The sequence below is a fragment of the Hoeflea sp. AS16 genome, assembly GCF_038900095.1.
Lineage (GTDB): Bacteria > Pseudomonadota > Alphaproteobacteria > Rhizobiales > Rhizobiaceae > Hoeflea.
Genome location: NZ_JBBMQQ010000001.1, coordinates 591,635 through 617,727 on the forward strand (window position 1 = coordinate 591,635; position 26,093 = coordinate 617,727).

At 62.2% G+C, this 26,093-nt stretch carries 23 protein-coding genes; 14 read left to right on the plus strand and 9 right to left on the minus strand.

All coding sequences use genetic code 11. The features are described 5' to 3' along the window. Positions 1-17 precede the first annotated feature (17 nt). The 4 genes from WNY80_RS02825 (at position 18) to WNY80_RS02840 (ending at position 4,128) form a co-directional block, all read left to right on the plus strand. Positions 18-1,208 (plus strand): MlaE family lipid ABC transporter permease subunit, encoded by a 1,191-nt coding sequence (locus WNY80_RS02825; protein WP_342885821.1) that lies wholly within the window; start codon positions 18-20, stop codon positions 1,206-1,208. Positions 1,209-1,218: 10 nt separating this feature from the next. Next, positions 1,219-2,085, plus strand: a complete 867-nt coding sequence (locus WNY80_RS02830; protein WP_342885822.1) for an ABC transporter ATP-binding protein — start codon at positions 1,219-1,221, stop codon at positions 2,083-2,085. Continuing rightward, on the plus strand, positions 2,085-3,455 hold the full coding sequence (locus WNY80_RS02835) for an MlaD family protein (RefSeq protein ID WP_342885823.1): 1,371 nt from the start codon (positions 2,085-2,087) through the stop codon (positions 3,453-3,455). Before WNY80_RS02830 ends, WNY80_RS02835 begins: the two co-directional genes overlap by 1 nt. Before the next feature lie 106 nt (positions 3,456-3,561). Beyond that, a complete protein-coding gene (locus WNY80_RS02840) occupies positions 3,562-4,128 on the plus strand; it encodes an ABC-type transport auxiliary lipoprotein family protein (RefSeq protein WP_342885824.1) in 567 nt (188 codons plus the stop codon). Positions 4,129-4,192: 64 nt separating this feature from the next. On the opposite strand, the gene WNY80_RS02845 is transcribed toward WNY80_RS02840, so the two are convergent. The 3 genes from WNY80_RS02845 to WNY80_RS02855 all read right to left on the minus strand — a co-directional run bounded on the left by WNY80_RS02845 (position 4,193) and on the right by WNY80_RS02855 (position 10,198). After that, positions 4,193-4,471, minus strand: coding sequence for a hypothetical protein (locus WNY80_RS02845; protein ID WP_342885825.1), 279 nt, complete (start codon positions 4,469-4,471; stop codon positions 4,193-4,195). A gap of 180 nt (positions 4,472-4,651) precedes the next feature. Next, on the minus strand, positions 4,652-5,113 hold the full coding sequence (locus WNY80_RS02850) for a VOC family protein (protein WP_342885826.1): 462 nt from the start codon (positions 5,111-5,113) through the stop codon (positions 4,652-4,654). A gap of 18 nt (positions 5,114-5,131) precedes the next feature. Next, the gene (locus tag WNY80_RS02855; protein WP_342885827.1) at positions 5,132-10,198 is read right to left on the minus strand and encodes a hypothetical protein; all 5,067 of its coding nucleotides are present in this window, start codon (positions 10,196-10,198) and stop codon (positions 5,132-5,134) included. Between the two features lie 377 nt (positions 10,199-10,575). Here WNY80_RS02855 and WNY80_RS02860 point away from each other — a divergent pair, with 377 nt between their 5' ends. The 3 genes from WNY80_RS02860 (at position 10,576) to WNY80_RS02870 (ending at position 12,461) form a co-directional block, all read left to right on the plus strand. Further along, on the plus strand, positions 10,576-10,944 hold the full coding sequence (locus tag WNY80_RS02860) for an Hpt domain-containing protein (RefSeq protein ID WP_342885828.1): 369 nt from the start codon (positions 10,576-10,578) through the stop codon (positions 10,942-10,944). 143 nt (positions 10,945-11,087) lie between these two features. Continuing rightward, positions 11,088-11,408 carry a 2Fe-2S iron-sulfur cluster-binding protein gene (locus WNY80_RS02865; protein ID WP_342885829.1) on the plus strand — a complete coding sequence of 107 codons (321 nt, stop codon included), beginning with the start codon at positions 11,088-11,090 and terminating at the stop codon, positions 11,406-11,408. Between the two features lie 27 nt (positions 11,409-11,435). Next, entirely contained in the window at positions 11,436-12,461 is a 1,026-nt protein-coding gene (locus WNY80_RS02870) for an NAD(P)/FAD-dependent oxidoreductase (RefSeq protein ID WP_342885830.1), read from the plus strand. 524 nt (positions 12,462-12,985) lie between these two features. Here WNY80_RS02870 and WNY80_RS02875 read toward each other — a convergent pair. Further along, a complete protein-coding gene (locus WNY80_RS02875) occupies positions 12,986-13,603 on the minus strand; it encodes a DUF922 domain-containing protein (protein WP_342885831.1) in 618 nt (205 codons plus the stop codon). A 114-nt stretch (positions 13,604-13,717) separates the two neighbouring features. On the opposite strand from WNY80_RS02875, the gene folP reads away from it, so the two are divergent. From folP to folK, 3 genes are read left to right on the plus strand one after another with little or no spacing between them, the layout of a single operon-like run. Continuing rightward, the gene (gene folP, locus WNY80_RS02880; protein WP_342885832.1) at positions 13,718-14,596 is read left to right on the plus strand and encodes a dihydropteroate synthase; all 879 of its coding nucleotides are present in this window, start codon (positions 13,718-13,720) and stop codon (positions 14,594-14,596) included. Further along, a complete protein-coding gene (gene folB / locus WNY80_RS02885; protein ID WP_342885833.1) occupies positions 14,589-14,957 on the plus strand; it encodes a dihydroneopterin aldolase in 369 nt (122 codons plus the stop codon). The genes folP and folB overlap by 8 nt, the downstream gene beginning before the upstream one ends. Further along, positions 14,950-15,471 carry a 2-amino-4-hydroxy-6-hydroxymethyldihydropteridine diphosphokinase gene (folK, locus tag WNY80_RS02890; protein ID WP_342885834.1) on the plus strand — a complete coding sequence of 174 codons (522 nt, stop codon included), beginning with the start codon at positions 14,950-14,952 and terminating at the stop codon, positions 15,469-15,471. The genes folB and folK overlap by 8 nt, the downstream gene beginning before the upstream one ends. Before the next feature lie 12 nt (positions 15,472-15,483). Here the strand turns inward: folK and WNY80_RS02895 are convergent, their stop codons facing one another. The 4 genes from WNY80_RS02895 to WNY80_RS02910 form a co-directional block, all read right to left on the minus strand. Then, a complete protein-coding gene (locus WNY80_RS02895; protein WP_342885835.1) occupies positions 15,484-16,023 on the minus strand; it encodes a hypothetical protein in 540 nt (179 codons plus the stop codon). Positions 16,024-16,120: 97 nt separating this feature from the next. Beyond that, positions 16,121-17,233 (minus strand): TIGR01620 family protein, encoded by a 1,113-nt coding sequence (locus tag WNY80_RS02900; RefSeq protein ID WP_342885836.1) that lies wholly within the window; start codon positions 17,231-17,233, stop codon positions 16,121-16,123. After that, entirely contained in the window at positions 17,230-18,702 is a 1,473-nt protein-coding gene (locus WNY80_RS02905; protein WP_342885837.1) for a YcjX family protein, read from the minus strand. The genes WNY80_RS02900 and WNY80_RS02905 overlap by 4 nt, the downstream gene beginning before the upstream one ends. A 105-nt stretch (positions 18,703-18,807) precedes the next feature. Continuing rightward, positions 18,808-19,344 (minus strand): histidine phosphatase family protein, encoded by a 537-nt coding sequence (locus WNY80_RS02910; RefSeq protein ID WP_342885838.1) that lies wholly within the window; start codon positions 19,342-19,344, stop codon positions 18,808-18,810. Positions 19,345-19,639: 295 nt separating this feature from the next. On the opposite strand from WNY80_RS02910, the gene dksA reads away from it, so the two are divergent. Next, complete coding sequence (gene dksA, locus WNY80_RS02915) at positions 19,640-20,059, plus strand: RNA polymerase-binding protein DksA (RefSeq protein ID WP_342885839.1); 420 nt, start codon at positions 19,640-19,642, stop codon at positions 20,057-20,059. A gap of 97 nt (positions 20,060-20,156) precedes the next feature. Here the strand turns inward: dksA and WNY80_RS02920 are convergent, their stop codons facing one another. Next, on the minus strand, positions 20,157-21,266 hold the full coding sequence (locus WNY80_RS02920; protein ID WP_342885840.1) for a flagellar biosynthetic protein FliO: 1,110 nt from the start codon (positions 21,264-21,266) through the stop codon (positions 20,157-20,159). Between the two features lie 291 nt (positions 21,267-21,557). Between WNY80_RS02920 and WNY80_RS02925 the strand changes: the two genes are divergently transcribed. The 3 genes from WNY80_RS02925 (at position 21,558) to WNY80_RS02935 (ending at position 26,088) form a co-directional block, all read left to right on the plus strand. Further along, positions 21,558-24,170, plus strand: a complete 2,613-nt coding sequence (locus WNY80_RS02925; protein ID WP_342885841.1) for an ATP-binding protein — start codon at positions 21,558-21,560, stop codon at positions 24,168-24,170. A gap of 203 nt (positions 24,171-24,373) precedes the next feature. Next, entirely contained in the window at positions 24,374-25,039 is a 666-nt protein-coding gene (locus WNY80_RS02930; protein WP_342885842.1) for a hypothetical protein, read from the plus strand. Between the two features lie 401 nt (positions 25,040-25,440). Continuing rightward, positions 25,441-26,088 (plus strand): OmpA family protein, encoded by a 648-nt coding sequence (locus tag WNY80_RS02935; protein WP_342885843.1) that lies wholly within the window; start codon positions 25,441-25,443, stop codon positions 26,086-26,088. The last annotated feature ends 5 nt before the right edge of the window (positions 26,089-26,093 follow it).

Sequence of the window (26,093 nt, forward strand, 5' to 3'; positions counted from 1 at the left end):
GCGGCTATGTGTGAGGCATGTTGACCAAACAGCAAAAAGATACAAGGGGCGATGCCGCGCCGGAGGAGCCGAAAAACCTTCTGCCACGGATCGAGCATCAGGTTTCGGCCGAAGGCGAAAGACTTGTACTTGCAGGCGACTGGCGGCATGCGGCGATATCGGGCGTGTGCGGCAAATTGCTGGAAATCCAGAAGAGCCTTTCAGGCAAACCACTGGAAATCGACCTGAGCGACCTGGGGAATTTTGACACGGCCGGCGCCTGGCTTGTGCGCAAGACCATGCTTGCCGCCCGGAACAGTGGCGCACAAGTGCGGCTGACCGGCGCGTCGGTGCCGGTGGCCGAACTGATCGAGGCAATACCGGACATGGTGGACCTGCCGCCGATGGACCCGGCCCAGCTGCCGCCGCTGTTCGAACGTGTGTTCGCTCCGGCCGGCAAGACACTGTACGAACTCTATGACGACTTCATCGCCTCGCTCTACATCCTCGGATCGGCCGTTCGCGGTGCCCAGCTCAAGCTGAACCGGTCGGCGGGCATCTCGCCTGCGGCAATCGTCACCCATATCGACCGGATGGGCGTTCGCGCGGTGCCGATCATCATGCTGATGAGCTTTCTCATCGGCGCCATCATCGCCCAGCAGGGAGCGTTCCAGCTGCGCTATTTCGGCGCCGAGGTGTTCGTCGTCGATCTCGTCGGCATTCTGCAATTGCGCGAGATCGGCGTGCTTTTGACCGCGATCATGATTGCCGGCCGGTCTGGCAGCGCGATCACCGCAGAGATCGGCTCGATGAAAATGCGCGAGGAGATCGACGCGCTCAAGGTGATGGGGCTCAACCCTGTCGGCGTGCTGGTGTTCCCGCGCCTCGTGGCCTTGACGGTGGCCTTGCCGCTGCTGACGATCGTGGCCAACTTCGCAGCCCTTGCGGGGGCGGCGGCGGTGGCGTGGAGCTATTCGGGAATCACGCCTGACGTGTTTGTCAGCAGGCTGCGCGAAGCCATCGACATGACAACCGTCACCTCGGGCATGATCAAGGCGCCTTTCATGGCGCTGATCATCGGCATCGTTGCCGCGGTCGAAGGCATGAAGGTTGGCGGCAGCGCGGAATCGCTCGGCCAGCGCGTGACAGCTTCGGTGGTCAAGTCGATCTTCGTGGTGATCCTCGTCGACGGTCTGTTCGCCATGTTCTACGCCGCCATCGATTTTTGAGGCCGATTTGATGAAACCCGCCATTCAGACCGACCCGGACAAACGCGAAGTGATCCTGTCGGCGCATGACATCACCGTTGCCTTCGGCAAGAACGTGGTGCTCGAGCATCTCGATCTCGATATCTACCGAGGTGAAATTCTCGGCTTCGTCGGCGGATCGGGCACCGGGAAAACGGTTCTCATGCGCTCGATCCTGCGCCTGATACCCCGCCAGAGCGGCATTATCCGGATTCTTGGAGAGGACTACGACCAGGTCGATGAGGCCAAGAGGGTCGAACTCGACATGCGGCTTGGCGTGCTGTTCCAGCACGGGGCGCTGTTTTCGGCCTTGACCGTGCGCGAGAACATCCAGGTGCCGATGCGGGAGTATCTGGACCTGCCGCAATGGTTGATGGACGAACTGGCGGAACTGAAGGTGGCGATGGTGGGGCTGGCGCCCGAAGCGGTCGACAAATATCCTTCCGAACTGTCGGGCGGGATGATCAAGCGGGCGGCACTGGCGCGGGCGCTGGCGCTCGATCCGGACCTGCTTTTTCTGGATGAACCGACATCGGGGCTTGATCCGATCGGTGCGGCAGAGTTTGATGAACTGATCGCGCAGTTGCGTGATACGCTGGGGCTGACGGTCTACATGGTGACCCATGATCTCGACAGCCTGTTTTCGGTGTGTGACCGTGTTGCTGTGCTGGGTCAGAAGCGGGTGCTTGTGGAAGGGACGATCGAGGACATGCTTTCATTTGACGACCCGTGGGTTCAGTCCTACTTCAAGGGCAAACGGGCGCGGATGATCCCCGACCGGAAGTCGCAGCAAGAGACCAAACCGCAGCAAGGCACAGGCACGCAGCTTCCAGGCGGCCGGGAAAGTGAAACGATCTGATGGAAACGCGGGCCAACTACGCCATCGTCGGCTTCTTCACCCTTGTGGTGATGCTGTCGGCGTTCGGCTTCGTCTACTGGATGGCGCGTTACGGCAATACCGGTGAAACCGTGCCGCTGATCGTGCGCATTCCCGGTTCCGCAAACGGCCTGTCGAACGGTTCCGCGGTGCGGTTCAACGGCATTCCCTATGGCGTGATCCGGAATATCAGCATTGATCCCGACAGCCCGGATTTCGTCATCGCCGAAACCACCATCAGGGCTGATGCGCCGGTCTATACCGACACCCGCGCCGCACTGGAAATCCAGGGACTGACCGGGTCGGCCTATATCGAGTTGCAGGGCGGCTCGCCCTCCAATCCGAATATCCTAACGCGGGCGCGCGAACTCCAGGAAGTCGCCGTCATCGATGCCGATCCGTCGGGCGTGACCAACCTGCTGGCCACCGCGGACGACATTCTCAACCGGGCCAACCGGGTGATCGGCGAAGTCGAGGGCTTCATCAAGGATGCCCGCTCGCCGCTGACCGAGACACTGAAGAACACCGAGGTCTTCACAGCGGCGTTGCGCGACAATGCCGATGGCATTGACGGCTTCCTCAAGAGCGTGGGCGATCTTTCGGAGACAGTGAAATCGCTGTCCGGCCGGATCGACAGCGCACTCGGCTCGGCGGAGAACCTGCTCAACTCCATCGATACCGACAAGATCGACCGGATTCTCGCCAATGTCGACAAGGTGACCGCGGATGTCGCCAGTGCATCCGGCGAAGTCACCAAGACGCTCGAGAGTTTCGGCAAGGCGGCGGAATCGCTGCAGACATTTGCCGCCGATGCAGGCGAATCGCTCGACAAGGTCGACAAGGTCATCTCCGCGATCGATCCGGCCAAGGTCGGCCAGACGATGGACGACATCTCGCTTGCCAGTGCCGATGCGCGCCAGGCGCTTGCCGACGCGCGCGGCGTGGTCGAGACGTTCAGTGCCCGGAAAGAAGACTACGATCTCATCATCACCAATGCGAAAGAGCTGACCGCCAAGTTGAATGCAGCCTCGGGACGGGTCGATGGCGTGCTGGACAAGCTCGACGGCTTCCTCGGCGAAGGCGATGCCTCGACGCTGATTGCCGATGCCCAGGCAACGCTCAAGTCTTTCAAGGACATGGCCGACACGCTCAATTCCCGCGTCGGGCCGATTGCCGACAACCTGCAGCGGTTTTCGGGCTCTGGCCTGCGCAATGTCGAGGCGCTGGTCAACGATGCTCGTCGCTCGATCCAGCGGATCGAACGCTCGATATCGACCATCGAACAGGATCCGCAGCGGCTGATCTTCGGTGGCGAGACCGTCAAGCAATATGACGGGAGAACCCGCCGGTGAGTCTTTCCTTCCGGGACAGGACAGCATAGGTTAGCGAAGTGTTAACAGGCCGGGTGTGGCTGCGGGGAGTTGTGTAGGCGTGAGAGCGGGTCGATGGATTGTTGCAATGGCAATGGCCACAGTTCTGTCGGGCTGCGCGGGCGGGCTTGTCTCCAGTCCGCCGCCTGATACCTACGGGCTTTCCGCCGCACCGGTCATTGCCGGCCAGAAGATCCGCAACCGGCAGATCCTGATCACTGAGCCGAGCGCGCTCAAGGCGCTCGACAGCGAGCAGATTGTCATCCGTCCGACCCCATCGGCGATCCAGTATCTGGCGAAATCGCAATGGTCCGACAGGCTTCCGAACATCGTTCAGGACAAGCTGGTTCAGGCGTTCGAGAATTCCGGACGGATCAGCGGCGTCGGGCGTCCGGGTGACGGACTTGCGATCGACTACAAGATCATCACGGCCATCCGCGCCTTCGAAATCAAGGCCGATGCCGGCGAGCAGGCGGTTGTCGAAATATCGGCGAAGATCCTCAATGACCGCAATGGCGTCGTGGTTGCGACAAAGGTCTTCCGTTCGACCGCACGGGTGACCGGAAGCGGCAATGCGGCCTATGTGCAGTCGCTTGACCGCGCATTCGAGACCGTGGTGCAGGACATTGTCGCCTGGACCCTGTCGCGGATCTGAATTCCCGAGTCGGTCGGATACCGGCCACATGCGAATCTTCACATCCGATTCGGCGTATTGGCGCTCAGCTTTCGTGACGGTTCGATTCCGAGCCGTGCCGTGAACGCGCGGCGACGGGAATGCGCAGATCCCCGGACGTCATCACCACCAGCAAAGCCAGAATGCCGGCGGCTGCGAGCACTGCAGGACCGATCAGCGCCGGATACCCGTAAAGCCAGACGGCGCTCAGCCAGAGCAAGACGACATTGACGACAAACATGACTTTTTCGGTCACGCCACTCCGCCAGGCTGACCAGCCGAGAAAGCCGATGATTGTCATATATGCCACTATTGCCAACGCCATGGGGATTTCTTCCATTTGTGCTTCACCATCGCGCTGACGCACAACTTGGCTTGCGAAAGCGCCTTGTGATGTTGTTTTTGCACACTTCCAGTCGCGGTTCCACGGCGTGCTCGACGTCAAAACGACGCATTGGAGGCAGCGTGCGCAGGGAGATGCGGGAATCTCCAGCCGTTGGGGACTTCAAGCGTCATATATAACGGGCCATCCGGCCGAGACCAGTTCGACGGTGTTGCCGTCGGGGTCGGTGACGAAGACCCCACGCCAGCCGATCCATGGAAACTCTTCGACCTTGTAGGAAATGCCGCTTGCATCGAACCAGTTGCAGGCAGCGCTCTGGTCGGCCTGGCTCAGGCTCAGAGCGACATGGTGCAGCGTTGACGGACCGGCTTCAGGCTGGCCGCGCTCCGGGTTGAGGGCGGGATCGAACAGCGCCAGCACGCTAGTGTGTCCCTCGACGCCGTTGCCGAGGCGGAAGAAGACGATGCGGCCGCGGTCAGCCAGCACCTCAAGCCCGAGGATGTCGCGATAAAATGCCGTCATGGCTTTGTAGTCGACGCAGCGAATGGCGATTTCACCGAGGCCGGAAATGGAAAAACCCCGCTTTCGGGCGGGGTTTTCCGTGTTTGTATTGGTCGTGGACATCGGCGGCCGGGCCCCGTCTCAGTCCTTGCCGAAGCGGCCGCTGGCATGGGCCAGCATGGTGTAGACCTTGCCGGTGTCCGAGGTCAGGTAGGTCTGGGTCATCATGTTGTCGCGGTCATTGCGGGCAACATCCGACAGCAGCTTTTCGAAGTCGGCGATGTAGCGGTCCACCGCTTCGCGGAACTCGGGCTCGCGGCCATACTTGTTCTTGATCTCTTCGAAGGTCTGCTGACCCTTAAGCGTGTAGAGCCGGCGGGTGAAGACATCACGCTCGCCGCGCTGGTAACGGCGCCACAGGTCCACGGAAGCGTCGTGGTCGATGGCGCGGGCGATGTCGACCGAAAGCGAGTTGAGCGATTCGACGACATGGCGCGGATTGCGCTCGGGCGTGCGGGTTGCGACCTGTGCAGGGGCAGGTGCCCGCTCCTCGCGCGATGCGCCGCGGAGAAGATCGCTGACCCAGCCTTCGCTCTTGGCCGGTGCTGCACCTGCGGGCTCAAGGCTGCCGCGCAGCGGGCTGCGCTGTGCCTGCGGCTCGGCACGCGGTGCAGGCTCGCGGCGCGGTACGCGCTGCGGGGCGGGCGCCGGTGCCGGCGCAGGCTGTGCGGCGGCTGCAGCGGCTCGCGGGGCAGGGCGCTGGGCCACAGGTTCGCTGACCTCGGCGCGGTAACCCGACTGACCGACGATCTGCGAGAGCTCCTGCAGAGCCTTGATCTGGTCGGCAACCGCACGACGCATGGCGGCGGCGCTTTCACGGGTTTCCTCGGGAAGGTCAAACGCACCGCGCTTGAGTTCGCCGCGGGTGTCTTCCAGTTCCTTGCGGATGCTGGCCGCGGACTGGCGGATTTCATCGGTGGCACCGGAGAAGCGCGAGATTGCATCCTCGATGGCTTCCTGCACGCTTTCGCGCATCGAGCCGGCTGCAGTGCGGGCGCGGCTTTCGGTGGCGCCGAGCAGCTTGTCGGCTTCCGAAACGGCATCGCTCACGGTCCGGCGCATTGCGTTTGCAGCGGATTCGGCGCGGCTCTCGGTGGTGCCAAGCAACTTTTCGGCGTCCTCGACGGCTTCGCGGATGCTTTCGCGCATCAGGCCTGCTGCGACATGGGCGCGGTCTTCGGTTTCACCCATCAGCTTGCCGGCATTTTCAGCGGCATCGCGCAATCCGCCCTCAAGCCGCATCGCGGAACGCTTGGAGAGATCTTCCGCGCCATCGAATGCCTTGACGATGATCTCTTCGAGCGAGTGCATCGTCGATTCGATCTGCTCGGAACGATTGACCAGTCCAACAGACAGCGCCTGCAGGGCCTCGCGGCGTTCCTCGAGCGTGGTGGCAAGATTGGACTGTGCCGCGCCGAGAAGATCGGAAGCGGACGCCAGGACCTTGGAGTGATCGTCGAAACGACCGGCAATGGCGCCGACCTGGTTGAGGGTCCGGCTGGAGATGTCGGTGAGCCGTTCGACCTTGCCGTCGAGCAGACGGGCCGAGCCGGAGAGCAGTTCGGCTGCCTTCTCGGTCGATGCGGAGATCTCGGCAGAGGTCTGCGACAGCTGGGAATTGGCACCGCCAAGCAGGTTTGCTGCCTTGGAGACGACGGCCGAGATTTCCTCGTTGCTGGCGCCGAGACGCTCGAGAAGCGCGCCAACATTGCCGCTGAGGCTCTGATTGACATTCTGGATGGCAGACAGGGTCTCGCTGGTGCGGTTGGTGATGGCGTTGATCAATGCCGCGTTTTCGGCACGCAGGCGATCGGTGGAGCTCTGGGTGACTTCCGTCAGGCGGCTGGCGAATTCCTCGCCGCTCTCGACATAGCGGTCGACCAGCGGGCGGGCCTGCTCGTCGATGACGCGCGACAGTTCGGCCGAGCGGCTTGCCAGCATGGAGTTGAGTTCGCGTGTTCGCTCGTCAAGCGTCGAGTGGACCGAGGTGGCGCGGACATCCACTGCCTGTTCGGCTTCGGCCAGACGCTGGATGATCGAGCCGGCCTTCTGGTCGAGCGCCTCTCCGAGCGCACCGGTGCGGGCAACGAGGTTTTCGCCGGATGCGGCAAGACGCGCGTCGATGGCATTGGTCTTGTCGTCGAGGGTCGAGACCAGTTCGCTGGCGGTCTGTCCCAGGCGGCTGGAAATTGCACCGGTCTCTGTCTCGAGGCGGCTTGCAAGTGCCGCAGCCTGGGCTGCAAAGCGTGCTTCGGTCGCATCGAGGGTGCCGGAGATGGCGTCGGCCTGCTTGGCGACGGTTTCGCCGACATGCTCGACCAGACCGCTGATGCGGCCGGCTTCGTTGCGCAATTCGGTGGCACCGTTGGAGATGCGGTTTGCGATCTCTTCGGCATGGGCTGCGAGATTGGCCGTGCGCTCGTCGACGTGACTGTCGATCCGTTCGACAAAGTTGCGTGCCTGCTCATCCATACGGCCGGCAAATCCGGTGCTGACCGTCTGCAGGGCTTCGCCCGCCTTGAGTGCTTCGGCGTCGAGTTCGCTCGCGGTCTGGGAGACGGCCTCGCGCAGCTTGGCTGCAAGTCCGGTTGCCTTGCCTTCGATGGTCTTGGACACGGAATCGAGGCCGATGCCGAGCATGTTGTTCATTGTCGTCAGGCGCTCATTGATGTGATCGGTGCCCTTGACGAAGGTGGCATCGACGCGATCGGAGGCCGCATTGGACAGCTCGGTGAAGCGCTGGCCTTCGACATCAAGCGTGGCTGCCAGCCGCTCGGAGGCCTGGGCCAGACTTTCCTGAACCGCGGTGGTGCGTTCGCTCAACAGGCCGTCCATGGCCTGGGCCGACTGGTTGATGGCGGTGCCGAAGGAATTGGCGCGTTCGGCAAGCTTGAGATCAAGCGCCTCGGCGCTTTCGGCAATCGAACCGAACAGGGCGCTGGAGCGTTCGCTGAGGCTGGTGTCGATACGTTCCGCGCCATCGGCCAGCGCCTTTTCGAGCGCTTCGGTGCGGCTCGCCAGGGTGGTGTCGATCTGTTCGGTGACATTGCGGGTCGAGGTTTCGACGCGATCGGCAACGCTGCGGGTCGACGATTCCACGCGATCGGCAACGCTGCTCGTTGACGCCTCGATGCGTTCGGCGCCGCTTGCGAGTGCCATCTCGAGAGCGATCGTGCGGTCGAGAACGGTTGTGTCCATCCGTTCGGTAACGCTCGATGCAGTGGCTTCGATCTGTTCGGCAGTGCTCTTTGAAGATGCCTCAAGCCGTTCGGCGGTGGCGTTGGACGTAGCCTCAAGCCGCTCGGCCATGCTTGCGGCCGTGGTTTCAACACGCTCGGTGGCGCTGGTCGCGGTTGCTTCCAGATGCTCGGCGGCCGTGCTGGTGGATGCCTCGATCCGCTGGGCGAGACCCGCGGTGGTTGCCTCGACGCGCTCTGCGGCGCTCGTCGCTGTGGTCTCGATGCGCTCGGCGCCGGAGCCAAGGGCGGCCTCCAGGGCCTGGCTGCGATCGGACAGCGTTGCACCGATACGTTCAAGGCTGGCCGAGAGAATCCCGTCCATGGCACTGGTGCCGCCGTTGAGCGTTTCGTTGATCTGCGCCAGGCTTTCGGACAGCTTGGTGTCGAGATTGCCGGCACGGCTGTCGAAGGCGGAGGTAAATTCGCCGACGCGTTCGTCGAAGACCGTGGTGATGCGCCCGATGGTGGATTCGAGTTTTTCCTCGAAGAAGCCGGAGCGAAGGTCGAGATCCATGATCGCATCGTCGGCGCTCGACTTGAGCGCCTGGCTGAAGGAGGAACCCTTTTCGTCGAGCGAGGTGTTGAGCGCTGCAAGCGTTTCTTCAAGCCCGGTGGAAATCGCCTGCTGGCCGCTAAACAGGCTGTCGGAGATTTCGCGGGTGCGGGCGATGAGGGTTTCGTTGAGCTGGCGTGCGCGCTCGCCAAGGGCGGCATTGAGTTTTTCGGTGTTGGCGTCGAGGGTCGAGGCGCGGGTTTCGAACTCGGCCAGCAATGCCTTGCCGCGATGGTTGAGCTGGACGTTGAGCATTTCCAGCCGGGTGTCGAATTCGTCGGTCAGCTCGCCGCCGGAGGTCTTGAGCGAACTGATCAGGGCTTCGGTGCGGCCATCAAGCAGCTGCTCCAGCTCGCGGCTGGTCTGCGTGGTGCGCTCCTGCAGGGCGGCGGCACGGATTTCCATGAGCTGGGCAAAGGCCTCGCCGGAGGTCGAGATCCGGGTGGCGATTTCCTCGCTGGCGGTGGTCAGCTCTTCCTTGAGCTGCTCATGCGCACCGGCAATGGAGGCGCGGATGCGTTCGGCGTGGCTGACAATGGAATCGCGCTCGCTGCCGAGTTCCTGAACGAGGCTGCGGACGCGCATCTCGTTGTCGGAATAGCTGCGTTCGAGCGCGTTGACTTCGGAATGGACCAGGGTCTCGAGTTCGGACGCGCGGGCAATGGTGCGTTCGATGCCCTCGTTCATGGCGGAGACTTCGCGGCGGACCGCCTGGCCAACGGTGAGGATGCGGTCACCGGCAACATTTTCCGGTTCTGCGAGACGAAGCGCGACCTCGGCCATCGACCGGGCTGCGGAGCGCATTTCGCGGGCACGCGCCATCATGATGGAGAAGGAGAAGAAGACCAGGATTGGGACAATGATCCCGACCAGAAAGCCGATGGCCGCCGGCATTGCCAGCAGATCGGAGACAGAGCGGATCTGCCAGATTTCCGGCGAATAGAGAAGGTTGGCAAGGCCGAGGCCGCCAACAGTCCAGAGCAGCGACAAGACGGCGGCATTGCGAACCGCACCACGGCTGGAACGGCCCTCGAGCGTGCGCAGCAGCCCGGCCATGTTCTTGCGGCTGTCATCATTGGCGGGTGCCATCGGACCGGCGGGCGTGAACGGCGGTGTCGGCGTTCTTGGTGCGGTGTTTTCGCCAGGGGCGGATTGTTGCGACTGGGCAGACGCCCGTGGCGCCGCGCCCGCGTTCTTGAGTTCGCGGGCGGCGCTGGAAACCTTGTCCTCCAGCTCGTCTAACGAAACATCGTCGAGCACACCGAGACCGTCTTCGCCCAGATCGATCTTCAAGGCGTCTTCAAGCGCTTCGAATGTCTGCTCTTCAATGGTCTTGTCCGCTGGTGTCTTACTCATGCCACTCAAGCCTCATTACTCCAAACAGGGTTCGCGCATGTTCCCCGTCATTTTCGCACTCCCGAAGCGATACAACCGGCCCGGTCGGGACATGCGACGAGATCCGGAAAACAGCTTTCCGGCCCCTTAAACTACCAATTTAGTGGCACACACAGCGCTAATTCACAAATGAAACCGGTGGGATGGCACCTGCATCCACTGGTTTTTAACGATCGGCTGTCTCAAAAAGAGGCATAAACGTCAATGAAACGCCATATTTACGGGGCGTTAACCATTCCAGCAGGTTTCACCGCCCGCCGCGCGCCAGTGTTTACCCGATCTAGACACTGTTTGGCGCATAAATGTCCCAACTGTTGTCTATGTAAAGGAACACCGCAATGGCGGCACTCGGTATCGCGTTCGAAGTTCAGGAAGTCAGCCTCCAGCATCGCCCATCCGGCGGACGCCCCATCGATCTGGTGCATCTGGCGCGGCAGACCGGCGGCGACAAGTCGCTTGAAACCGAGGTTCTGGCGCTGTTTGCGCGCCAGGCGCGGCAGGCCGTGGCCCAAATTGGCGACATGAAGAAACAGGCCCGCTCCGAACTGGCACACAAGATTGCCGGCGCAGCCAAGGGAGTAGGGGCGTCCGATGTTGCCCGCTGTGCCTCGATCGTGGAAGCCGAGCCGGGCAATGCCGCAGCCATCGCGGCCTTCACCAAGGCGGTTGTTGAAGCCGACAACTTCATTGTCGGGCTGATGCGCTGACCGATCAGCCATTTTCGCCCGCGAAATGGCCATTTTGGAAAACCATGCCGCGAATCGCTGTCGCAGGGCGGTTTTCATTCTTGCCTCACACAGTCCAGCGTGTATGAAAGCCTCATATTCCTGAGACTATGCCAGAGGCCGCAATGACCAAAATCACCCTCGTCGCTTTTGACGGCACGCGTTTTGATGTCGACGCCGAGAACGGCTCGACCGTCATGGAAAACGCGATCCGCAATTCCGTTCCAGGCATCGAAGCAGAGTGTGGCGGGGCCTGCGCCTGCGCGACCTGCCATGTCTATGTCGATGAAAAATGGGCCGAGGCGGTTGGCGCGCCCGAGGCGATGGAAGAGGACATGCTGGATTTCGCATTCGATGTGCGTCCGACATCGCGGCTGTCTTGCCAGATCAAGGTTCGTGACGAACTGGATGGCCTGGTCGTGCACGTGCCCGAACGGCAGGCCTGATTTTTCTCCTTTCTGCGGATATTTTCCATGTCTACCCCGATTGAAACCGATGTCGTGATTATTGGTGCCGGGCCGGTTGGCCTGTTCGCCGTGTTTGAACTTGGCCTTTACGATCTCAAGTGCCACCTGATCGACATTCTCGACCGCCCGGGCGGCCAGTGCGCCGAGCTCTATCCGGAAAAGCCGATCTACGACATTCCGGCATGGCCGGAGATTTCCGGTCAGGCGCTCACCGACAAGCTGCTGGAGCAGATCGCTCCGTTTTCGCCGGAATTCCATTTCAACCGGATGGTGACCGGATTCCGCAAGCTGGACAACGGCCGCTTCGAGGTGGAAACCGACGAGGGCGAACTGTTTCATGCCCACGCCGTGGTCATCGCCGCAGGTGGCGGATCGTTCCAGCCCAAGCGGCCGCCGGTTCCGGGCATCGAGGCCTATGAAGGAAAGAGCGTTTTCTATTCCGTGCGCCGCATGGAAGAATTCCGTGACAAGGATCTGCTGATCGTCGGCGGTGGCGATTCGGCGCTCGACTGGACGCTCAACCTGCAGCCGGTTGCCAAGTCGGTGACACTGGTGCATCGCCGGGCCGAATTCCGCGCCGCCCCCGACAGCGTCAAGAAGATGTTCGCCATGCGCGACGAGGGCAAGATCAGGTTCGAGGTCGGCCAGGTGACCGGACTGAAGGGTGAAGACGGCCATCTCGAAGGCGCGACGATCAAGGGGCCCGACGGCGAAGTCGAGGTTGCCTGCAATCGCATGCTGCCGTTCTTCGGCCTGACCATGAAGCTCGGCCCGATTGCCGACTGGGGTCTCAACCAGCACGAAAACCTGATCGCGGTCGATACAGAGAAATTCGAGACCAGCATTCCGGGCGTGTTCGCCATAGGCGACATCAACTGGTACCCGGGCAAGCTCAAGCTGATCCTGTCGGGCTTCCATGAAGCAGCGCTGATGACCCAGGCCGTCAAGCGGCTGGCGCATCCGGGCGAGAAGATGGTGTTCCAGTACACCACGTCGTCGACCAGCCTGCAGAAGAAACTCGGCGTCCAGTAATACGCCGTCCGCAGCATCGCGTTTCCAGATTTTGGGCAAAAAGGGCCCCGCTTTCCCGTCAAGGGAAAGCGGGGCCAATAGGCGCCTAGGTATCAAACCTGACGAGGGAGGACCGCCAGGTGGCTTCCATGCGCCGGGGAACCCGAATCAATTGCTGAAAACTGTCCCTTAAGCACACTCTTATACACTGAGGCTGGTGCGAATATTGGCAGTAATACCCGGTGGAAACTTGGGGTCTTGGCTAGATCGCGAAATAAACAGGGGAATCTCAGGTCCGTATATTGGAACTGTTGCTGAATTGCTTCAATTGATTTGATTTGTGACGAGCCGGGATACGTCTTTGTTCTCGGGCGCGATATTGCAATTGTTTCTTCAACTCCTCCTTCGGGCACTGTCCAGTGACATAGTCGCAGTAATCAAGCTGTTACTGTCCCGTTTCAACCCAATGCTGTGATTACGCGCCAGCCCTGCGGCGCGCGTGATTTGCCTGCCTGCAGACGTGATCGTCGTGACGATAGCGGGGGTTAGCTGCGGTTGTTCTGCTTGGCTGCCTTGAAGCGGAGCATCCGGAGCATGCGGCGTTCGAAGCTGGCCGCCTCGACCCGGTCAAACCGTTCCTGGTCGGCTGCGTGTTCTTCTATGATGGACTTGCTGGTCGCATCGACGCGGGCTTCCATCCGTTTGCAATTGCGCTCGGGATGCAGCGCTTCGAGGGTTCTTTCGAGCTTGCGGGCATATTGCCGTGCGATTTCGGCGTGGCGTTCCTCGTGCCGCTTGATGTCGGATGACAAGGTGTCCCAGACGATTACAGTTTCGCGGTTTGCCCGGTTCCGGTCTTTCCAGCGTGGCAGGGTCAGGTGGGTTTCGAGCGTCACCTTCGCATCGAGCACCCGGCACTTGCCGCCCGAACTCCTGTAATCGACCGATCCGCCCAGCTTGATCTTGGTGGCGCCGGGATGGCGGACGCCGGTCTCGGACACCACGGGGCCGTGTTTTGACAACTCACGCTCGAGATCAGCACCGGTCAGTCCGCGAATGTCGAAATAGGAGTATGTTTTCTTGATCAGTGGTGCGGATGCGCCCGCAACTGCCGATGCGCATAGCAACGTCAGGGCCGTGGCGGTGAGGCGTAGGCGGCGCATGGAAAACTCCCGGTCAGAAACACTGCTGCAGAACTTGCGCCATGGAGCAGGCTCATGCAACAGGAACGGGTAGCCATATTGCCACAGGTCAACAGGTCAACAGGTCAAACCGCCATGCAATTGCCGCCCGACAGTGTCTTTGATCCGAAAACCTTGCGGCTTGGCCGTGACAGGGCGATCGAGCTGGGGCCGTGTGCGCGGCTGATGGGCATTCTCAACGTGACACCGGATTCGTTTTCCGACGGCGGACTGCATGCTGATGCGCGTATTGCCGTCGACGCGGCGCTGGCGATGGTCGGCGAGGGGGCCGACATGGTCGATATCGGTGGTGAATCGACGCGTCCGGGGGCAGAGCCGGTAAGCGCGCTCGAGGAGCAGCGCAGGGTGATGCCGGTGATCGAAGCGCTGAGCGCGCATCCGGAGGTGCTGATCTCGGTTGATACATGGCGGGCGGAAACCGCACGTCTGGCGCTTGCCGCCGGCGCACACCTGGTCAACGATGTCTGGGGACTGCAGCGCGAGCCCGAGATGGCGCGGGTGGTGGCCGACGCCGGTGCGGCGGTTGCGATCATGCATACCGGCCGCGATCGCGAGCGTTTGCCTGATCTGGTCGAAGACCAGTTCTTCTGGTTCGCGGGGTCGCTGGAGATCGCCCGGAAGGCGGGGATTGCAGATGACCGGATTTTGCTCGATCCGGGGTTCGGTTTCGCCAAGGATGCGGGCGACAATCTCGAGCTGATGGTGCGGTTTGGCGAGCTGCATGCCCTGGGGCTGCCGCTGTTGGCGGGCACCTCGCGCAAACGCTTTCTCGGCGGGCTGACCGGGCGCGAGGCCCCGGACCGCGATGTCGGGACCACAGCGACCAGCGTCGCGCTTAGGCTCGCCGGTGCGGCGATGTTCCGGGTACACAATGTGGCTTTCAACAAGGACGGGCTTGCGGTCGCTGACGCGATGGTTCAAAGCAGCCGCAAAAAGGAACCCGGCCATGGCTGACAGTTACACAATCCGCCTTGCCAATTGCGCATTTTTCGCCCGCCACGGCGTCCATGACGAGGAAGAGTTTCTCGGGCAACGCTTTTTTGTCGATGCCGAACTGGAGGTCGATCCGGGCGATGCGCTCGAGACCGACAGCATCGAGGGCACGGTTCATTACGGTATCGCGTTCCAGGTGATCGAGGAGATTGTCACCGGCAAGCGGCGCTACCTGATCGAGGCCCTGGCAATGGATATCGCCAAGGCGCTGACCGCGCGGTTTTCACAGATTCGTCTGGCCCGCATCACGGTGCGCAAGCCGAGTGCCGCGGTGCCGGGCATTCTCGATCATGTCGAAGTGACGGTCGAACATCGTGCCTGAGGCAAGCAAGGTCATTGCCGCGATCGGACTGGGCGGCAATATCGGCAATCCGCGCCGCACCATGGCCCGGGCGCTGAAGCTGCTTGATGCGCGCGACGACATCACCATCCGCACCGTGTCGCGGCTCTACCGGACGCCGCCCTGGGGCAAGACCGACCAGGAGTGGTTTCACAATGCCTGCGCACTGGTGGAGACCACACTGGATCCGCATGAATTGCTCAAGGTGTGCCTGGATATCGAATTGCAGCTCGACCGGGTCCGTACCGACCGCTGGGGGCCAAGAACGATCGATCTCGACGTGCTCCTGCACGGCGACTTCCTCTCCGACCACGCAGACCTGACGGTGCCACATCCGCGGATGACCGAACGCGCCTTCGTCATGGTGCCGCTGGCTGACATCGCGCCGCAGGCGGTGGTCAACCTGCAAAGCATCGCCGACTGGTCGAGCGAAGTGGATTCGGAAGGCATTGAAGCGTTGAGCCGCTCAGGTGACTGGTGGCACGACGAGGACTAGGGCCGGTTCGGTTCAGCGCAGGGCGCCGGAAGCAACCTTGCGGGCGCCGCGCTTGAGCGTCATGCCGATCACCGGGACCATTTCCCTGCCGACCTTGACGGAAATGGTGACGTTCATGGTTTCGTCGTCGTGCAGACGGGCGATCATGGCGCCGTCGAGGGTCTTGCGGTTGATCGCCATGACCGCACGGTCACGGGTGATGCGGCCGGAAACGATGTCGAGGCCTTCGCCGGCGGAGCCATCAAGAAAACGCCCGGTATAGGTCTTGCCCTTGCGGGTGATCAGGGCCGACATTTTCTGGTTGAAGACGCCGACGCGGCAATGACCGTCGAGCGAAATGCCCGCAGCGGCACCTTCAACGGCGTCACCGCTGAGATTGCAGACGAATTTGGTGCCCTTGTACTTGCCGGCAACGATTTCGCCGGGACCTTTCCATGAGCCTGCAACAGATTCGAAGAAGACCGTGTCCTTGTCGCGTGCCAGCGACGGCGAGGCCGATGCGAGGGCAATTGCCGCAAGACATAGCGGGAAGATGCGAAACTTGGAGAACATGGTCACACCTGTTGCGGCTGGAAAGGAAGTCCGAAAATGAACGAGAATGGTTAATGGACCGTAATCGACATCGACATATCCACAAATTCCGGACGATTCATAGGCCGTCTTCAGGTTTTGCCGGTTTGGCGCCCTTGCTGGCGAAATTCGCAATATCGGACATGAAATCGCCGATACCGGGCCGCTTGAGAGCCTTGAATGGCATTGGACGGCACAGGTCCATGGCGGAAATGCCGATTCGCGCGGTCATCAGGCCGTTGATGACGCCCTCGCCAAGCCGTGCGGACAGCTTGGCCGCAACGCCATGGCCGACCACCTGCTGGATCAGGCTGTCGCCCGCGGCAATGGCGCCGGTGACCGCCAGATGGGCAATCACATCGCGAAACAGGCGGATCATGCCGATGGTGCCGGGCCGGCCGCCGTAAAGCTCGGCCAGTGCGCGGATCAGGCGGACGGCCTCAAAGCCGACATAGGCGAGATCGACGAATGCACGCGGGCTGACCGCGGTGACCACGGAGACGCGTTTGGCCGCGTTGACGGTGAGTTGCCGCGCCTGCTGGTCGAGCGGGTTCATCAGTTCGCGCTCGGCGAAGGCGAGGTAATGCGGGCCGTCGATGATTTCGTCATCGAGTGCCGCGAGGTTCTTGCGGCCGCGGGCGGTCAGCGGATTGACGCCGACGAGACCCGAGACCTCGGCTGCAAGCGCACGGGCTTCCCTGGCTGTCGCGGAATTGGCTTTCGCGGTTATGGCCTCGCGCAAATGTGCAACCTTGGCCAGGCGACGGATGCCGATGATTTCCCTGATCACCAGGGCCAGCAGGGCGAGTGCTGCAATGGCGGCTGCGGCGGTGGCGGCCCAACCGAGCCAGGCAATACGCTCGAACAGGCTGCGGATCAGCGTGTCGGTCCAGATGCCCAGTGTCAGGGCGAGGAGAAAGCCGAGGCTCGCGGCCAAGATCTTGCCGGCGCCCAGACGGCGCGGCCGCGGTGTTGCCGGCGGTGGCGTGAGCGCATCGAGATCGCCGGGTTGCGACAGGAACGGATCGTCCTGCTCCATCGTCATTTCAACGGTGACAGGGATGGCTGCAGGTTTGCGCGTCTTGCCGGCGGCGCGGGTGCCCGACGCGCCAGGCGACGGCCTGGCTGCAGGCTCGTCAACGCTGAAAGAGCGGGGCTTGCGAGGTTGGGATGAGGCGTCGCGATCAGTCATGCCAGGCGGTCTCCGAGAAGATAATCCATGGCCCGGTCAAGGCGGATATGAGGCAACGAGAGCTTGATGCCGCCATCGCTTTCCTCGATCAACGGGGGGCGAAAACGGACGATGTTGATCTCCGGCAGGAGCGGCTTGGAGGGTGAATCAACGGCCTTGAAAAATGAATCCGGATTCTTCGGCAAGTCCCCGGGAAATATGGCGGTTTTACGGTTTCCGTCGAACAGTTCGCCGGCGATGCGCTCGCCTTCAAGCGGAGTGCCGACGATCACCGGAAGCTCTTCGCCGTCCTGTTTGACGGTGGCTTCGCGGGTTGCCCGCACTGCTGCCAGCGCCAGTACCTCGATGTCCGCGCCGGAGGAGCCGATATTGCTCGAGGCGCGCTCGACGATGCGGCGGGCGATGGCCTCGAGCCGGTCATGGCTTTCATGGTGCAGGTGATCGGCCTTGGTGGCGGCGATCAGCACCTTGTCGATGCGGCGCGAAACCAGGCTGGTCAGCAGGCTGCCGCTTCCGGGGCGGAAACAGGAGAGCACATCGGACAGCGCACGCTCGAGATCGACAACCGCCTCGCGGCCGGCATTCATCGCCTGCATCGCATCGATCAATACGATCTGGCGGTCGAGCCGGGCGACATGCTCGCGGAAGAAGGGTTTGACCACCACCGACTTGTAGCTTTCGAACCGCCGCTCCATCATCGCCATCAACGAGCCTTTGGGTGCAGGTGTATCGGGCAGGTTGGGCAGGGGGGCGAAGGTCAGCGCCGGCGATCCTTCGAGATCGCCGGGCATCAGGAAGCGGCCGGGGGGCAGGGTGGAGAGCGCTCGTTCGTCCTTCTTGCAGGCGCGGAGATAGTCGGTGAACAGCCGCGCCAGCTCCCGTGCATCGCTTTCATCTGCCGGTTTGAGCGGATCGATGGAGCCGGCCTTCTCGAGCCAGGGGGCTGCGAGATCGGCGCGGACCGGGGATCTCGCCAGCGAGGCGGCATTGAGCGAGAAGGCGGCGAAGTCCTGACCCAACAATGGCAGGTCGAGCAGCCATTCGCCGGGATAATCGACGATATCGAGGCAGAGTTTGCCGCCGGAGAAAAACCGGTTCCAGCCGCTGGCGGATTCATACTCGATGACCAGGCGCAGCTCGGAAATGGCGCGGGTCGAGTCCGGCCAGATGCGTTCGCTGATCATGCGGGCGGCATGGTCCTCGTACTGAAATCGGGGGACGGCATCATCGGGTTGTGGTTCGAGAAAGGCGCGGGCGAGGCGGCCGGAGTGGGCGGCCTGAAACATCGGCAAACGGCCGCCATGCAGCAGATTGTGCACCAGGGCGGTGATGAACACGGTCTTGCCGGCCCTCGACAGCCCGGTGACGCCGAGCCGCAAGGTCGGCTGGATCAGGTTGCTGGCGCGATCGGTGAGCGTGTCAAAGGCGATCAAGGCCTCGTCGGCGAAAGTGGTGATGGACGATGACACGTTGGGAACTGCTCCGAATTGCTTCAAGAGATATAGGAATTTGGTGGATCGATTAAAAGCATGGCCGCAAAATGCGGTTCCCGGCGCCGGGCACGGGCGAAAAACTCAGGCGTCCACCGGGGACAGGAGGCCGACGAACCTTGCGCCGCCCCTGACCGCGCTGCCGCCACGCTTGTCGCAATCGAGGATCATCAGGCCTGCTGTGGGAAAGCCGTGGCCGAGCGCGGATTCAAACACCGCCGGATCGTTTTGCAGCAAGGCCTGGGCGGTGTCCTCGATCATCGGATTGTGACCGATGAGCATGATCGACTGGATAGACTGATCATGCGCCGATCCGATCAGATCGAGATAGGCGTCATGACCGGAGGCATAGAGCGCGTCGCTGTAGTCGACCTGCAGTCCGCCGCCGGTGCGGGCCTTTTGCAGGATGTCGAGGGTTTCGGCGCAGCGGCGCGCATTGGAGCAATAGACCCGGTCGGGATCAAAGCCGTTGACCGACATGGTTGCGGCGAGGCGTGCGGCTTCTTCGCGGCCACGCTCATCCAGCGGCCTGTCGAAATCACGGACGCCGGGCAGGGCCCAGGCGGCATGCGCATGGCGGACCAGAAAAATGCGCAAAGGTGTATGCGGTGCAGGGCTCATTGGTTGAATGTAGCCATTTGCGCGATTGCTTCAATTCACCAAAAGGACAAAGTGCACCGCAAAATGAATTTGCCTGCGCAACCAGCGCGGCCCCCGGGGGCTTTGCCGTGGCATGGAATCTGAAAAGCGCGAAGGGCAAGGCAGCCTGCAACCGCCGGGGAATCCCAGTATATGTCAGATTTCTAAAACTATTTCACGCTTCGGTGAAATTACAGTGCTGCGCAATTTTACTGCTTGTACCGGTGCCCCCGTCTGGCTATACACCCCCCGAAATGGCTTAACTGGGAGAATCGTCATGAGTGAAGACTTCGATTTTTCCTCTTATGTGCCCTCGGATGACGAGGATTTCATGAATGCCAAGCAGAAGGCCTATTTCCGGGCCAAGCTGATCCAATGGCGGAATGACATTCTCAAGGAGGCTCGCGAGACGCTTGACCATCTCGCGGAGGAAAGCGCCAACCACCCTGATGTGGCCGATCGCGCGTCGTCTGAAACGGACCGTGCCATCGAATTGCGCGCCCGTGACCGTCAGCGCAAGCTGATCGGCAAGATCGATGCGGCCCTGGCGCGCATCGACGATGGCACCTACGGATACTGCGAGGAAACGGGGGAGCCGATCAGCCTGAAGCGGCTTGATGCCCGGCCGATCGCCACATTGTCGATCGAGGCCCAGGAACGCCACGAACGGCGCGAGAAGGTCTATCGAGACGAATAGGCTTGGGATGACAATTCCGAGATAGCAAAAAAGCCGGCCTTGGGGCCGGCTTTTTTGATTGTCGGGTCGGTTGCTCGACAAGGCTTCCGGGCTGCCGTCACGGCTTGCGCGAAAGGTCTCCGAGCAGCCGCTCCATTTCGGCTTCAAGCGAATCCCTCGATGGCTGCGTTTCGGGCTGAACCTCGGGGGCTTCCAGCATCCCGGCTTCGTCCGGATCAAGCTGGTGCTCGGTGTACCGGGCGGCGATAAAGCTGTCGGCCGGCGCACTGGCTGTCAGGTCCTCCGACAATTCCGCTGCCAGCACGGTTTCAAATTCCGATGGAGCCCCGTCCGCCGGTCTGTTTGCCGTCGCGGCAGGGCGCGGCGCTTCTGCCGCCGATCCGGTTTGCTCCGCAGGGGCCGCCGTCAGTTCGTCAAAGGCGTTCTCGTCAAAGCTTGGCTCTTCAAAAACCCTCGTCCTGGCGTTTTCGAGCACATCGGCGGCCTCTGCCTGCATCGGGTCAGTCGCGGCCGTGGCGGCGGCAGGGCTGGCGGATGGCGCCGGCGACTGCGGTTGTGCCTGTCTCGACGGAGCGGCAGGCGGGACGGCCATCAGCTCATCAAGCTCGCTTTCGTCAAAACCCGGCTCCTCGAACACCCGCGTTCTGGCGCTGTCGAGCAGATCTGCGGCTTCGGCGCGAATGGCGCCAGCGGCGGCACCGGCTGTTGCGATGGTCGCGGCCGGGCTGGGAGCGGAGACAGGCGGTTGTGGCCGGGACGGTGGCTGCAAGGCCGGTTCGGGCTGCCGGAAAGTGGGCTCCGTCGGGGCGGCGGCAGGTTGCACCGGCGCCGTGCTGCGATGTGGCTGGGGAGCGGCAGGACGAGCGGCGACGGTGGCCGGCTGGGACGCCCTTTGCTGCTGCGATGCGGCCACCTGGTCCGGACGGGCGATGCGGCTCTCGATGACAATGTCGGTCGGTCCGCCGATCATGACCAGATGCTCGACATCATCGCGGCGGATCAGCACCAGCCGGCGGCGGGTATCGACGGCTGTCGCATCGAGCACGGCAAGGCGCGGCTGGCGGTTCTTGCCGCCGCGGATGAAGGTCGATGCCGAACGGTTGCGGATGATCCAGAAGACCCCGACAAGGGCCATCAGTGCGATGGCGACGATGATGATGGCCGTCAACAGCGTTGCACCCTGGCCGCCCTGTAGAATGTCCGGCATCTGGTGTCCTCCGTTGCAGTCGATATTTGCCGATGAAATCAGCGGTGTTGTCCCGGACCTGATCGTGTCCGGATTGCATTTGACGTTTTTCCACGGGCTTCACAACCCGGGTAAGGTGGTTTTCCAGTATCGTATGAAATGTGGCAGGGATATGCCACATGGCGGTCGGGCAAAGGCGCTTTCCCCGGCAAACTGCCCGGCCAAACCGGATGGAGCCGTGTTTGGGCTTTCCATCAGCGGCGGAATGTGATTCAAACCGGACGGATCCGTGGCGGGGCGAAAGAGCGATACATGACTGAGACGACACCTGCGACAGGGAACCCGGCAGCGCTTGTAGACCGCAGCGCGAAACCACGTTCTGTGTCGAGACTGGTTTTCCTCGCGCTTGTTATGATTGGCGCGTCGATCGTGTTCTTTCTGTTCAAGGACAGGCTTAACAACGAGCTGATGCTTGGCATTCTCGGCGTCCTCGCCGTGGTTGGCATATTCTTCCTTGTCTCCACGGTGATCGGCTTTGTCGACATCATGCCGAAGACAACGGCCGATCCGCTGGCCCGTGCATTCGTCGATACCCATCCCGAAGGCACGCTGGTCACCGACGACAAGGGCCGGGTGATTTACGCCAATCATGCCTACGGGCAGCTCACCGGTTCGACCAGTGCCAGCGACGTGCAATCCATCGAAGCCATCCTGTCGCGGCATCGCGAATCCGCCGAGGCCGTCTACCGGTTGACCAATGCGATGCGCGAGGGCAAGGACGGGCAGGAAGAATTCCGCATGACCCAGCCGCTGGGGGCGGCGCAGGAGAGCGCGGGCGCCGGCCACTGGTACCGCCTGCGCGGACGGCCGATAACGTCGGGGGAAAAGGACGTCACGCTGATGGCCTGGCAATTGTCCGACATCAGCCATGAGCGCACCGAACAGGAGATGGTGTTCAAGGAACTGCAGAACGCCATCAATTATCTCGATCACGCGCCGGTCGGGTTTTTCTCGGCGGGCCGTGACGGCGAGATCGTCTATCTCAACGCGACGCTGGCCGATTGGCTGGGGATTGACCTGACCTCGTTCCAGCCGGGCAAGGTGATGTTGCGCGATCTGGTGGCCGGTGCAGGCATGGCGCTGGTGGAATCGGTGCAGGCCGAGCCGGGGCTTAACCGCACGGCGCAGCTTGACCTCGACCTGCTCAAGTCCAACGGCCAGAGCCTGCCGGTGCGGCTGGTGCACCGGGTTTCGGCCACCCGCGACGGCTCTCCCGGCGAAAGCCGGACCATCGTGATCAGCCGCGAAGAGGGCGGCTCGGGCGTCCACGACGCGGCGAGCGCCGAAATGCGCTTCACGCGGTTCTTCAACAACACGCCGATGGCGATCGCCTCGGTGGACGGCGACGGCAAGATTTTGCGCACCAACGGGCCGTTCCTGCAGATGTTCAACGGCCTTGTGACGCGCGACGACATGGAACGCGGATCGTTGTTCGAGACAGTGCTGCGCGAAGAGGACCGCAAGGCATTCCAGGATGCGTTGCGGCAGGCGGCGGACAAGCAGGGCGACATCTCGCCCATCGACAGCCGCCGGGCCGACAATGAGGAGCGGCATTTCCGCTTTTACGTCAATGCCGTGATCGAGCACTCGGAAGAGGCGCCGGAAGAGACCGCGATCATCTATGCGGTGGAGACCACCGAGCAGAAGGCGCTGGAAGCGCAGATGGCGCAGACCCAGAAAATGAACGCGGTGGGCACGCTCGCCGGCGGCATCGCGCATGATTTCAACAATGTGCTCACAGCCATCCTGTTGTCGGCCGACCATCTTCTGATGTCGCTCAGGCCGGCGGATTCGAGCTTTGCCGATCTCATCGAGATCAAGCGCAATGCCAACCGCGCCGCGGTGCTGGTGCGTCAGCTCTTGGCGTTTTCGCGCAAGCAGACGATGCGGCCGACGGTCTTGTCGATGACCGACGTGATCGGCGATCTTCGCATGCTGGTCGACCGGCTGATCGGCACCAATGTCAAGCTGGAGCTGGAATTCGGCCGCGATCTGTGGCCGGTGAAAACCGACCTGGGCCAGTTCGAGCAGGTGCTGATCAACCTGGCGGTCAACGCGCGCGACGCCATGCCCGAAGGTGGCACGATCACGGTCCGCACCCGAAACGTCGAGGCCGACGAGGTTGCGCAGTTGAATTATCGCGGCATGGAAGTCGGCGAATACGTGCTCATCGAGGTCGCCGACCAAGGCACCGGGATTGCGCCCGACGTGCTGGAGCAGATCTTCGAACCGTTCTTCACCACCAAGGACGTGGGCAAGGGCACCGGGCTCGGCCTGTCGATGGTCTACGGCATCGTCAAGCAGTCGGGCGGCTACATCTACCCCGAATCCGAAGTGGGCCAAGGCACCACGTTCCGCATCTTCCTGCCGCGCCATCTCGAGGACGAGGCGGAGAAGGCCGCAGCCGCAGCGGAAGCCGAGGCTGCGGCCGGCCGTGCGTCTGCCGAGGGCGCGCCTGCCAAGCCGGCATCAGACGGCCCCGAAGACCTGACTGGCGGCTCGGCGGTGGTGCTGCTGGTCGAGGACGAGGAAGCGGTGCGGCGCGGCGGCAAGCGCATGCTCGAAGCGCGCGGCTACGAGGTGCACGAGGCGGGCACCGGCGTGGAAGCGCTGGAAGTTCTGGCCGAACTCGATGGTAAGGTCGACATCGTGGTCTCCGACGTGGTGATGCCCGAAATGGATGGCCCGACGCTGCTCACCGAGCTGCGCAAGGACTACCCGGACATGAAGTTCATCTTCGTTTCCGGCTATGCCGAGGATGCGTTTGCGAAAAACCTGCCCGCAGATGCCAAGTTCGGCTTCCTGGCCAAGCCATTCTCGCTCAAGCAACTGGCGACCTCTGTGCGGGAAATGCTGGACGCGTGAGGCGAGCCGGGCGGCGGATGCTGCAGGCGGACGTGCAAAGGTCTAGCCCGCGCTAAGGCGCGGTCAACCACATCCGCATCTTCCCGTGTGTGCAGGGTTGCGTGGCGGCCCGTTGGATGCTCGTCTCTGGGTTGCAACGGGCGGGGATCGCGATGAGTCGAACATTCAGGCGGGAGGAGCGAGCCGTCCGAAAGGCTGGTCGCATGACGCTGATTTCGCGTGCTTTTGGTCTCGCTTTCGCGGCCTGTCTTCTGGCTGGCTGCGGCAATTCAAATACCTGGCATCAGAAGTTGACAGTGACGGTTGAAACGCCGAAGGGGATTAAGTCCGCTTCCAGCGTTGTCTCCGTGACCATGCATGACACCACGGGCAATGAATGGATGATTTTGCCCGAGGCGCGCGGCGCGCGTTATGAGCTGACCGGCGAGGCGGTGGTGCTGGAAGTGGCCCCCGGACGCTACCTCTTCGCGCTGCTCAAGGGACTGCCCTGTGCCACGAACGTGTTTTTTTTCGATGAGCCGCCGGTCGAGACCGCGCAGAGGCTTGCGGATATGCGGGCAAGCCGCGAACTAAGCCCCAAGCAATACCCCCTGCTGGTCACCTTCGCCGACAACGATAACCCGGCCAGCGTTGCCCGCGTCGATCCCACTGATCTCGCCGCCAGCTTCGGCCCCGGCTACGCGCTCACATCGATCAAGATGGCGATCACCGACGAAACCGTGACCAAGGGCAGGGTGGAGGCGGTGTTGGGGTGGTTGGGTGAATACTACGACAAGCATTTGGACGGAAATCGACTTGCAACGGTTAATGCTGAGAACCGTTTTGCAAATTCATTGGCTTCTGGCGCTTTTGACACGGAGAAAAACTAATGACGACGTCACCTGAACTCTTCATGGCAATTCTCTCGATGGATTCTTACAACCGCGGTTATGATGTCGGCCTCAAGTTTCCGTCATGATGCGTCCCCGCCTTCGTCATCCCAGAGCCCCGACCAAGACAAGCAAAGCGACGTCGTTGCGGCTGGGATCCATTCCGTTATCTCTCCAAACGAAACCATGAGCCGATAGATTACGGAATGGATCCTCGGCTCGGGGGCCGAGGATGACGAAAGCGGGAGGCCGAGGATGACGAAAGATGGCTGGATACGGCGCTGACCGGCCTGGCCAGCGCCACTGCTATACAGGGTTAATTCCCCGGTGACGAAATCTTCATCATGCTGCCGCATTTTCCACTAGACTTCGCATTTCCAGATTTGCCAAGAGGGGCCATCATGAAATCCAAACTCCTGATCGCGGCGCTTGCCGCCGTCTTCGTTGCCGGCTGCACGACCGATCCGTATACCGGGCAGCAGAAAGTCTCGAACCTGGCCGGCGGCGCAGCGCTTGGCGCTCTCGGCGGCGCGGCACTGGGCACGCTGGCAGGTGGCGACGACCGCCGCAACGCGCTGATCGGCGCGGGCATCGGTGCGCTCGCCGGTGGCGCCATCGGCGGCTACATGGACCAGCAGGAAGCGCAATTGCGCGCGCAGCTGCAGGGCACCGGCGTATCGGTGACCCGCGTGGGCGACAAGATTGTGCTCAACATGCCGTCCAACATCACTTTCGACAGCGACCAGTCGGCGGTCAAGCCACAGTTCTACGAGACGCTGAATTCGGTGGCGCTGGTGCTGAAGAAATTCAACCGCTCGCTGGTCGACGTGACCGGGCACACCGATTCGACCGGTTCGGACAGCCACAACCTGACGCTCTCGCAGCAGCGGGCGCAGTCGGTGTCGAGCTACCTGATCTCGCAGGGCAACGACCCGCGCCGGTTCTTTACCCAGGGCTTTGGCGAAAGCCAGCCGATTGCCGACAACAGTACCGATGCCGGCCGCGCAGCCAACCGCCGCGTGGAAATCCAGATTTCGCCGCTGAGCTGATCAGC

Excerpts from the sequence above, each read along its gene's own strand:
- WNY80_RS02835 (WP_342885823.1), top strand. The coding sequence starts at position 2,085 with ATGGAAACGCGGGCCAACTACGCCATCGTCGGCTTCTTCACCCTTGTG.
- WNY80_RS02845 (WP_342885825.1), bottom strand. The coding sequence starts at position 4,471 with ATGGCGTTGGCAATAGTGGCATATATGACAATCATCGGCTTTCTCGGC.
- WNY80_RS02930 (WP_342885842.1), top strand. The coding sequence starts at position 24,374 with ATGACGCTGATTTCGCGTGCTTTTGGTCTCGCTTTCGCGGCCTGTCTT.
- WNY80_RS02870 (WP_342885830.1), top strand. The coding sequence starts at position 11,436 with ATGTCTACCCCGATTGAAACCGATGTCGTGATTATTGGTGCCGGGCCG.
- WNY80_RS02825 (WP_342885821.1), top strand. The coding sequence starts at position 18 with ATGTTGACCAAACAGCAAAAAGATACAAGGGGCGATGCCGCGCCGGAG.
- WNY80_RS02865 (WP_342885829.1), top strand. The coding sequence starts at position 11,088 with ATGACCAAAATCACCCTCGTCGCTTTTGACGGCACGCGTTTTGATGTC.
- WNY80_RS02860 (WP_342885828.1), top strand. The coding sequence starts at position 10,576 with ATGGCGGCACTCGGTATCGCGTTCGAAGTTCAGGAAGTCAGCCTCCAG.
- WNY80_RS02900 (WP_342885836.1), bottom strand. The coding sequence starts at position 17,233 with ATGACTGATCGCGACGCCTCATCCCAACCTCGCAAGCCCCGCTCTTTC.
- WNY80_RS02855 (WP_342885827.1), bottom strand. The coding sequence starts at position 10,198 with ATGAGTAAGACACCAGCGGACAAGACCATTGAAGAGCAGACATTCGAA.
- WNY80_RS02910 (WP_342885838.1), bottom strand. The coding sequence starts at position 19,344 with ATGAGCCCTGCACCGCATACACCTTTGCGCATTTTTCTGGTCCGCCAT.
- WNY80_RS02850 (WP_342885826.1), bottom strand. The coding sequence starts at position 5,113 with ATGTCCACGACCAATACAAACACGGAAAACCCCGCCCGAAAGCGGGGT.
- WNY80_RS02920 (WP_342885840.1), bottom strand. The coding sequence starts at position 21,266 with ATGCCGGACATTCTACAGGGCGGCCAGGGTGCAACGCTGTTGACGGCC.
- WNY80_RS02925 (WP_342885841.1), top strand. The coding sequence starts at position 21,558 with ATGACTGAGACGACACCTGCGACAGGGAACCCGGCAGCGCTTGTAGAC.
- WNY80_RS02935 (WP_342885843.1), top strand. The coding sequence starts at position 25,441 with ATGAAATCCAAACTCCTGATCGCGGCGCTTGCCGCCGTCTTCGTTGCC.
- WNY80_RS02895 (WP_342885835.1), bottom strand. The coding sequence starts at position 16,023 with ATGTTCTCCAAGTTTCGCATCTTCCCGCTATGTCTTGCGGCAATTGCC.
- folB (WP_342885833.1), top strand. The coding sequence starts at position 14,589 with ATGGCTGACAGTTACACAATCCGCCTTGCCAATTGCGCATTTTTCGCC.
- WNY80_RS02830 (WP_342885822.1), top strand. The coding sequence starts at position 1,219 with ATGAAACCCGCCATTCAGACCGACCCGGACAAACGCGAAGTGATCCTG.
- WNY80_RS02875 (WP_342885831.1), bottom strand. The coding sequence starts at position 13,603 with ATGCGCCGCCTACGCCTCACCGCCACGGCCCTGACGTTGCTATGCGCA.
- folP (WP_342885832.1), top strand. The coding sequence starts at position 13,718 with ATGCAATTGCCGCCCGACAGTGTCTTTGATCCGAAAACCTTGCGGCTT.
- WNY80_RS02840 (WP_342885824.1), top strand. The coding sequence starts at position 3,562 with ATGGCAATGGCCACAGTTCTGTCGGGCTGCGCGGGCGGGCTTGTCTCC.
- dksA (WP_342885839.1), top strand. The coding sequence starts at position 19,640 with ATGAGTGAAGACTTCGATTTTTCCTCTTATGTGCCCTCGGATGACGAG.